Raw genomic sequence first — 7,739 nt, 5'->3', positions numbered from 1 at the left:
CGGCCTGCCAGCGCTCCAGTCGTCCCGGTGACGGCAGCCCCAACGCGCCGACCAGCCGCTGGCCGAGGGATGAGTTGACGAAGTCGATATAACGGTCTGACATGGAACACTCTCCGACAGGTGGGGTTCAAAGGGTTGACCACAAACAGACCGTGGTCGTTCGTTATCGGCAATAAGGCCTACGCTGGTAACGATTAATGGATTTAAGAGAATAGGGTGAATCGTATGAGTCTGCGTCGTGTAGCAATTATTGGTGGTAATCGAATCCCGTTTTCTCGCGCCAACGGGCCTTATGCGACTGCCAGTAATCAGGACATGCTGACGGCGGCGCTGGAAGGGCTGATCGAGCGATACAACCTTCACGGGTTGCGCATGGGCGAAGTAGTGGCCGGGGCGGTGCTCAAGGATTCGCGGGATTTCAGCCTGACCCGCGAATGTGTGCTGGGCTCGCGGCTGTCGCCGCAAACTCCGGCCTATGACTTGCAGCAGGCCTGCGGTACAGGGCTTGAGGCGGCATTGCTGGTGGCCAACAAGATTGCCCTGGGGCAGATCGAGTGCGGGATTGCCGGTGGCGTGGACTCTGCCTCCAATGTTCCGATCGGCATCAATGACGGGCTGCGCAAATGGCTGCTGCAGTTCAATCGCCTCAAGGCACCTGTGGACAAGCTCAAGGCGTTGCTGCAATTGCGTCCGGGCTTTTTGAAGCCCGAATTTCCACGCAACGGCGAGCCTCGCACCGGGCTGTCGATGGGCCAGCACTGCGAGTTGATGGCGCAAACCTGGAACATCCCCCGGGTTGAGCAGGACGAGCTGGCGCTGCACAGCCATCAGGCACTGACGGCGGCTTACCACGCCGGCTGGGAAGATGATCTGCTTACGCCATTTATGGGCCTGAGCCGTGATAACAACCTGCGTGCCGACCTGACCCTGGAGAAACTGGCCGCCCTCAAGCCCGTATTCGAGCGCAGCGCCAAGGGCACGTTGACGGCGGGCAACTCCACGCCACTGACCGATGGTGCGTCGACGGTCTTGTTGGGCAGTGAAGAATGGGCCAGGGAGCGCGGCTTGCCGGTCTTGGCGTATTTGCGCGATGGTGAAACAGCTGCTGTAGATTTCGTACACGGTGCAGAAGGGTTATTGATGGCACCGGTATACGCCGTCCCACGGCTGCTGGCGCGTAATGGCCTGACCTTGCAGGACTTTGACTACTACGAGATTCACGAGGCATTTGCCGCGCAGGTGCTGTGCACCTTGAAGGCCTGGGAGGACGAGCCTTACTGCAAAAGCCGGCTGGGGCTTGATGCAGCGCTGGGGGCGATTGATCGCAGCAAACTCAACGTCAAGGGCAGTTCCCTGGCGGTGGGTCATCCGTTTGCGGCGACGGGCGGGCGTATCGTGACCAATATGTCCAAGCTGCTGGCCACCGCCGGGCAGGGTCGAGGTTTGATCTCGATCTGCGCGGCGGGCGGGCAGGGTGTTACTGCAATAATTGAGCGATAGCCGTCTGTGGGAGCGGGCTTGCTCGCGATGGGCGCAATGCGGTGTGCCTGTTACGCCGTGGCGTCGGCATCGCGAGCAAGCCCGCTCCCACCCGAGATGTTGTTGTGTTTGGCTTCTGCGCGACTGCGCGTGGCATAACTCTCGGCCATCACCGAACACACGATCAACTGCAGTGGGTGGTAGATCATGATCGGCAATAAAATCAGGCCCAGCCCCGGGTTGGTCCCGAAAATCAGGGCCGCCATCGGCGCACCCGCCGCGAGGGATTTCTTGCTGGCGCAGAACACTGCAGCGATTTCATCTGCGGTGCTGAATTTCAGGGCGCGGGCGGTGCGGGTGGTCATCCACAGGATAATCGCCAGCAGGACCGCACTGCCGACCAATGCACTGACAATCACCGAACTGCCCTGCTGTTGCCACATGCCCGAGACCATCGAGTTGCAGAACGCGGCGTAAACCAGCAGCAGAATCACCACCTTGTCGCAGATATTGGTGTAGCGCTTGTGCCGGGCAAAAAAGCGTCCGCACAGCGGGCGAACCAACTGGCCCAGCACCAGCGGCAGCAACAGCATGGCGCACAGGTCGAGCAGGGTTGAACCCAGGTCGATGCCCCCTGCGCCGCTGCCCACCACGAAGCTGACCAGCAAGGGTGTCAGGAAAATCCCCAGCACGCTGGACAGGCTGGCGTTAAGAATCGCTGCCGGCACATTGCCTCCAGCACTGCCGGTCAGTGCCACCGACGAGGAGATGGTCGAGGGCAGGGCACACAGGTAGAAAAATCCCAACATCAGCAACGGCGGGATATGGGCGCCCAACAGCTTGTTGGCGACCACCCAGATCAGCGGGAAGACGATAAAGGTAAAGCCCTGCACCATAACGTGCAGGCGAATGTTTTTCAGGCCGTGACTGATCTGCTCACTGGACAGGTTCACCCCGTGCAGGAAAAACACCAGAAACACTCCGATATTGATCACCCATTCCGCGTGCATTGCGCCGCCAGTGCTACCGAAATGCGGAAACACATAGGCCAGGAAAGTCGCCAGCAGCATGCCGCACAGAAACCAGTCGGTGAACATTCGTTTGAGATGTTTGAGTACAGGCATTGTCGGCACCGCAATATTGTAAGAATTGATGACTTAGCCTAACGTCGCAGCAATCTGTCGTCTTGCGATATAAGGCCAATCAATGCCGCCAAACGGACAACGTGGGCTGCCGCGTGCCATTCCGGTACTCGATGCCCTGCCACGACCCCTGTATGCCCGGGCCGAAAGCCTGGGCGCGGGCTCGTGGACGCCGCGCCATCGACACGATTGGGTGCAGTTTTCGTACGCCATTAGTGGTGTGCTGGGCGTACATACCGACGAGGGCAGTTTTTTTGCGCCCCCGCAGTGGGGTATCTGGATTCCGGCCGGGCTGGAGCATGAAGTGATCACCTCGATGCGCGCTGAAATGCGCAGCCTCTATGTGCGCCGTGAGGACTGCCAATGGGCGCCGGGGCAGTGCCGGGTACTGGAGGTCACGCCGCTGGCCCGGGAGCTGATCAAAAGCTTTTGTGCGCTGCCCGTCGACTACCCCGAGGACGGGAGCTGCGAGCAACGCTTGGTGGCGGTGCTGCTGGACCAGTTGGCAAGCCTGCCCGAGGTCGGTTTTTCACTGCCGTTGCCCCGTCATGAACGTTTGCTGGTGCTGTGCAATGAGCTGGTCGAAACCCCTGATGCCGAGGCGAACCTGGGCCTGTGGTCGGATCGGCTGGGGATGTCCGAAAAAACCCTGATGCGTTTGTTTCAACGTGAAACAGGTTTGAGTTTCCGCAGTTGGCGGCAGCGGGTGCGTCTTCTGTCATCGTTACGGGTGCTGGAGGAAGGCGGTCATGTCACGCGGGCGGCGCTGTCTTGCGGGTATGAATCAACGTCGGCGTTTATTGCGGCGTTTAAAAAGATGTTCGGCTTTACCCCGGGTGACTTGTTTCGACAGGGTTAAGTCGGTGCTCAAAACGTGTTGCTCGTCTATCATTCAAATCGTTTGCCCTCTCCCCGTGGTGAGTGGATTGCCGTATAACGAATGACATTCGCGTGTTTGGTAATAAAGGACCCACAATAAAAGCTGATGAAGACTCCAAAACGCTTAGAACCCCTGATCGAAGACGGTCTGATCGACGAGGTGCTGCGCCCACTCATGAGTGGCAAGGAAGCAGCTGTATACGTAGTCCGCTGCGGCAATGAGCTGCGATGCGCCAAGGTTTACAAGGAGGCCAACAAACGAAGTTTCCGCCAGGCCGCCGAATATCAGGAGGGTCGCAAGGTTCGCAACAGCCGTCAGGCCCGAGCGATGGCCAAGGGCTCGAAGTTCGGTCGTAAAGAAACCGAAGATGCCTGGCAAAACGCCGAGGTAGCGGCACTGTTTCGCCTGGCCGGTGCGGGTGTGCGGGTTCCTAAACCGTTCGACTTCCTCGAAGGCGTGCTGTTGATGGAACTGGTGGCGGACGAGTACGGCGATGCGGCTCCGCGTCTCAATGACGTGGTGCTGGAGCCGGATCAGGCCCGCGAGTACCACGAGTTCCTGATTCAGCAAATCGTGCTGATGCTGTGTACGGGGCTGGTTCACGGCGACTTGTCCGAGTTCAACGTTTTGCTGACGCCAACCGGCCCGGTCATCATCGACTTGCCCCAGGCGGTCGATGCGGCGGGTAACAACCACGCCTTCAACATGCTGGAGCGTGACGTGGGCAACATGGCTTCCTATTTCGGGCGTTTTGCGCCGGAACTGAAGAAGACCAAGTACGCCAAGGAAATGTGGGCACTTTACGAAGCTGCCACCCTGCACCCTGGCAGTGTGTTGACGGGCGAGTTTGACGAGCCGGACGAGCTGGCGGATGTCGGCGGGGTGATGCGCGAAATCGAAGCTGCACGTCTGGACGAAGCTTTCCGCCAGGCAGTGCGTGCTGCCGATGATGCGCCACCGAGCAAGGCTGAAGAGCCACCACCCCCGTGGATGCAGTAATTGGCTAACTAAAAAATCCGGCTCAGGCCGGATTTTTTATGCGCCTGGGGCTGCCCGGGTTCTAGTGGGAGCGGGCTTGCTCGCGATGGAATCACCGTGTTTTACCTGTCAGAGCGCGGTGTTTGCATCGCAGGCAAGCCAGCTCCCACGGGTAATGCGCCGCTCATCAAAACCGCTGCTGCCCTGTTCCTGGCAAGTGTTTGGGCGCTCAAAACCGGTTCAGCGGAATCTTCAGGCTGCACAGGCCGCTGTCATCCGCAGGCGGCAGGTTGCCTGCACGAATATTGACTTGAATCGCCGGAATCAGCAGCGCCGGAACCCCCAGAGTGGCATCGCGGGCCGTACGCATGCCGACAAAACCTGCCAGGTCGATGCTGTCATTGACGTGGATGTTTTTTGCCCGCTGTTCACCCACCGTGGTCGACCAGCAGGCTTCGCGCCCGGCTGGCGGGTAGTCATGGCACATAAACAGGCGGGTCGACTCAGGTAATGCCAGCAGGCGCTTGATCGATTGATACAACTGCCGCGCATCGCCACCCGGGAAGTCGCAACGGGCGGTGCCCACATCAGGCATAAACAGGGTATCGCCCACAAACAGGCTGTGGTGTTCTACCTGATAGGCCATATCGGCCGGGGTATGGCCGGGCACATGCAGCGCCCGCACCTCTAGTCGCCCGATATGAAACAGCTCGTCGGGCTCGAACAGGCGATCGAACTGCGAGCCATCAAGCTTGAATTCCGGCTCAAGGTTATAGATATCGCGGAACACCCCCTGGACCTGGGTGATGGCAGCCCCGATGCCGATCTGCCCGCCCAGCTTGCGCTTGAGGTAAGCGCTGGCCGACAGGTGGTCGGCATGGGCGTGGGTCTCCAGCAGCCATTGCACCTTCAGGCCTTCAGCCTGCACGAAAGCGGCGATAGCGTCGGCACTGACGGTGCTGATACGCCCGGCGGCGGCATTGTAGTCCAGTACCGGGTCGATGATTGCGCACTCCACGCTGCCAGCAGCATGGACCACGTAGCTCACGGTCGACGTCGCCGGGTCGAAGAAACCTTGAATTTCGGGATGCATGAGGGGCCTCGTGGCGGTCGTTGAATGATCAATATATTGAAAGATATATTATCGAGTCGTAGACTGTCGACCATCACGCACCGGAGCTTTTCATGACTGCTCAGCTAACCAGCGAAGAAATCGGGCTTCTGCGCGACTCTGCTTCCAAAGCCTGCACCCTTCTCAAAGCGTTGGCCAATGAAGATCGCCTGCTGCTGCTCTGCCAGTTGACTCAAGGTGAGCGCAATGTCGGCGAACTTGAAGCGCTGACCGGCATCAGACAACCCACACTGTCGCAACAACTCGGTGTGTTGCGCGATGAGGGCATGGTCAATACCCGAAGGCTGGGGAAATACATTTTCTACTCACTCGCCAGCTTTGAAGTGGTTTCTGTGATGCAGACCCTGTCGGGGCTGTATTGCGGGCAAGCGCTCAAAAAGTAACGCCCTCCCAATCCATTCATTTTAGTTGTGCCTGGAGTGCTCAATGGAGCAAAGCATCAAGCGAATCGACGCGTCATTTTCCGTGACCGGTCAGATCGAGCAGTCTGATCTCCAATCCTTGGCTGCGCTGGGTTTTGCCAGCGTGATGTGCAACCGCCCCGACCATGAAGGCGGGCCTGAGCAACCCGAACACACCGCGATGCAACAGGCCGCGCAGGCCCTGGGGCTGAGCTTTGCCTATCTGCCAGTAGCGACCAGCGGCGCAACACCCGGGCAGGTGCAGCAATTGCGTGAACTGCTCGACGAGTTGCCCAAACCGGTGCTGGCGTACTGCCGCACGGGCAATCGCTCTGCCAAGCTTTTTGAAGCGGCCACCCAGGGCACGCGTGAGGCCAGGCAGTACGATGTGGTCGTGGTGGGCGGTGGCTCGGCCGGTATTTCGGTGTCGGCCAGCCTGTTGAAGCGTAACCCGGCCTTGCGTATCGCCGTGATCGAGCCCAGCACCGAACACTATTACCAGCCCGCCTGGACGCTGGTCGGGGGAGGGGCCTACGATATCAAAAACACGGTTCGCCCCACCGTTGCGGTCATGCCCAAAGGTGCTGTGTGGGTCAAGGCGTCGCTGTGTGCCTTTGCTCCGCAGCGCAAGGTTGTGCTGCTCAGCGATGGCAGCGAGCTGGGTTACCAGCAACTGATCGTTTGCCCGGGGCTGGAACTGGCCTGGGAAAATATCGAGGGCCTGGAAGAAACCCTGGGCAAGAATGGCGTGACCTCCAACTATCGTCACGATCTGGCGCCCTATACCTGGGAACTGGTGCGCAGCCTGAAGGGCGGCAAGGCACTGTTTACCCAGCCGGGCATGCCGATCAAGTGTGCGGGTGCGCCGCAAAAAGCCATGTATCTGGCCTGCGATCATTGGCGCAAACGCGGTGCTCTGGACGCTATCAAGGTGGAGTTCAACCTGGCGGGGGCGGTGTTGTTTGGCGTGCCAGCTTTTGTCCCGCCGCTGATGAAGTACGTTGAAGCCTACAAGGCTCAATTGGCCTTCCAGTCCAATCTGGTCAAGGTTGACGGTCCCGCCAGAACGGCCTGGTTTGATGTGACTGATACCAAGGGCGGTGTGACTTGTGTTGCTAAAACCTTCGACCTGCTGCATGTGGTACCACCGCAGCAGGCGCCCGATGTGATCCGCCGCAGTGAACTGGCGGACAAGGCGGGCTGGTTCGAGACCGATCCGGCGACCCTGCAACATCCACGCTACCCCGAAATCTTCGCCCTGGGCGATGTGTGCAATACACCCAATGCCAAGACCGCGGCGGCAACCCGCAAGCAAGTGGTCGTGGTGGCCGAAAATCTGCTCGCACTGCGCAAGGGCGTGACCTTGCCCAAGCGTTATGACGGCTATGGCTCCTGCCCGCTGACCGTGGAAAACGGCAAGGTGATCCTGGCTGAATTCGGCTATGGCGGCAAACTGCTACCCACCTTTCCCCTGGACCCGACCGTACCCCGCAAATCGGCGTGGCTGCTCAAGGCCACATTGCTGCCGTGGTTTTACTGGCAAGGCATGCTCAAAGGCCGCGAGTGGTTCACTGACTGCAAGCCGGATTGACCCTGACCATGTTGATTATTTTATTTGGCATGCTGGTGGGGTTGGTGCTCGGGCTGACCGGTGCCGGTGGCGGCATCCTGGCCATCCCGGCGCTGACTCTGGGGCTGGGCTGGACCCTGGCGCAAGCGACACCGGT

Annotated in this window: 8 protein-coding genes and 1 pseudogene; 6 read left to right on the top strand and 3 right to left on the bottom strand. The window is 59.6% G+C overall.

The window, feature by feature from the left end:
• Positions 1-103, bottom strand: a 103-nt coding sequence (locus tag GHO03_RS25655) for a hypothetical protein (protein WP_256668747.1), incomplete at its 3' end; no start/stop codon positions are given.
• A gap of 122 nt (positions 104-225) precedes the next feature.
• Between GHO03_RS25655 and GHO03_RS22845 the strand changes: the two genes are divergently transcribed.
• Positions 226-1,500: an acetyl-CoA C-acetyltransferase gene (locus tag GHO03_RS22845; RefSeq protein ID WP_095019798.1), complete on the top strand. Its 1,275-nt coding sequence runs from the start codon at positions 226-228 to the stop codon at positions 1,498-1,500.
• A 50-nt stretch (positions 1,501-1,550) separates the two neighbouring features.
• On the opposite strand, the gene GHO03_RS22840 is transcribed toward GHO03_RS22845, so the two are convergent.
• Positions 1,551-2,603, bottom strand: coding sequence for a bile acid:sodium symporter family protein (locus GHO03_RS22840; RefSeq protein ID WP_095019799.1), 1,053 nt, complete (start codon positions 2,601-2,603; stop codon positions 1,551-1,553).
• A gap of 82 nt (positions 2,604-2,685) precedes the next feature.
• Between GHO03_RS22840 and GHO03_RS22835 the strand changes: the two genes are divergently transcribed.
• Complete coding sequence (locus tag GHO03_RS22835) at positions 2,686-3,480, top strand: helix-turn-helix domain-containing protein (RefSeq protein WP_095020828.1); 795 nt, start codon at positions 2,686-2,688, stop codon at positions 3,478-3,480.
• A 126-nt stretch (positions 3,481-3,606) separates the two neighbouring features.
• Entirely contained in the window at positions 3,607-4,500 is an 894-nt protein-coding gene (locus GHO03_RS22830; protein ID WP_016783575.1) for a PA4780 family RIO1-like protein kinase, read from the top strand.
• A gap of 208 nt (positions 4,501-4,708) precedes the next feature.
• Here the strand turns inward: GHO03_RS22830 and GHO03_RS22825 are convergent, their stop codons facing one another.
• Positions 4,709-5,572 (bottom strand): MBL fold metallo-hydrolase, encoded by an 864-nt coding sequence (locus GHO03_RS22825; protein WP_095020829.1) that lies wholly within the window; start codon positions 5,570-5,572, stop codon positions 4,709-4,711.
• Positions 5,573-5,664: 92 nt separating this feature from the next.
• Here GHO03_RS22825 and GHO03_RS22820 point away from each other — a divergent pair, with 92 nt between their 5' ends.
• From GHO03_RS22820 to GHO03_RS25650, 3 genes and pseudogenes are all read left to right on the top strand, one after another.
• Positions 5,665-5,994 (top strand): metalloregulator ArsR/SmtB family transcription factor, encoded by a 330-nt coding sequence (locus GHO03_RS22820; RefSeq protein ID WP_095001067.1) that lies wholly within the window; start codon positions 5,665-5,667, stop codon positions 5,992-5,994.
• A gap of 43 nt (positions 5,995-6,037) precedes the next feature.
• Positions 6,038-7,603, top strand: coding sequence for a bifunctional protein tyrosine phosphatase family protein/NAD(P)/FAD-dependent oxidoreductase (locus GHO03_RS22815; protein ID WP_153400572.1), 1,566 nt, complete (start codon positions 6,038-6,040; stop codon positions 7,601-7,603).
• 8 nt (positions 7,604-7,611) lie between these two features.
• Positions 7,612-7,739 (top strand): annotated as a pseudogene (locus tag GHO03_RS25650) (sulfite exporter TauE/SafE family protein); the annotation flags it as partial.

The organism is Pseudomonas sp. FSL R10-1339, assembly GCF_009600545.1.
GTDB lineage: Bacteria > Pseudomonadota > Gammaproteobacteria > Pseudomonadales > Pseudomonadaceae > Aquipseudomonas > Aquipseudomonas bubulae.
Note: the sequence above shows the minus strand (reverse complement) of the source record. Positions and strands in the feature narration are given on the sequence as shown.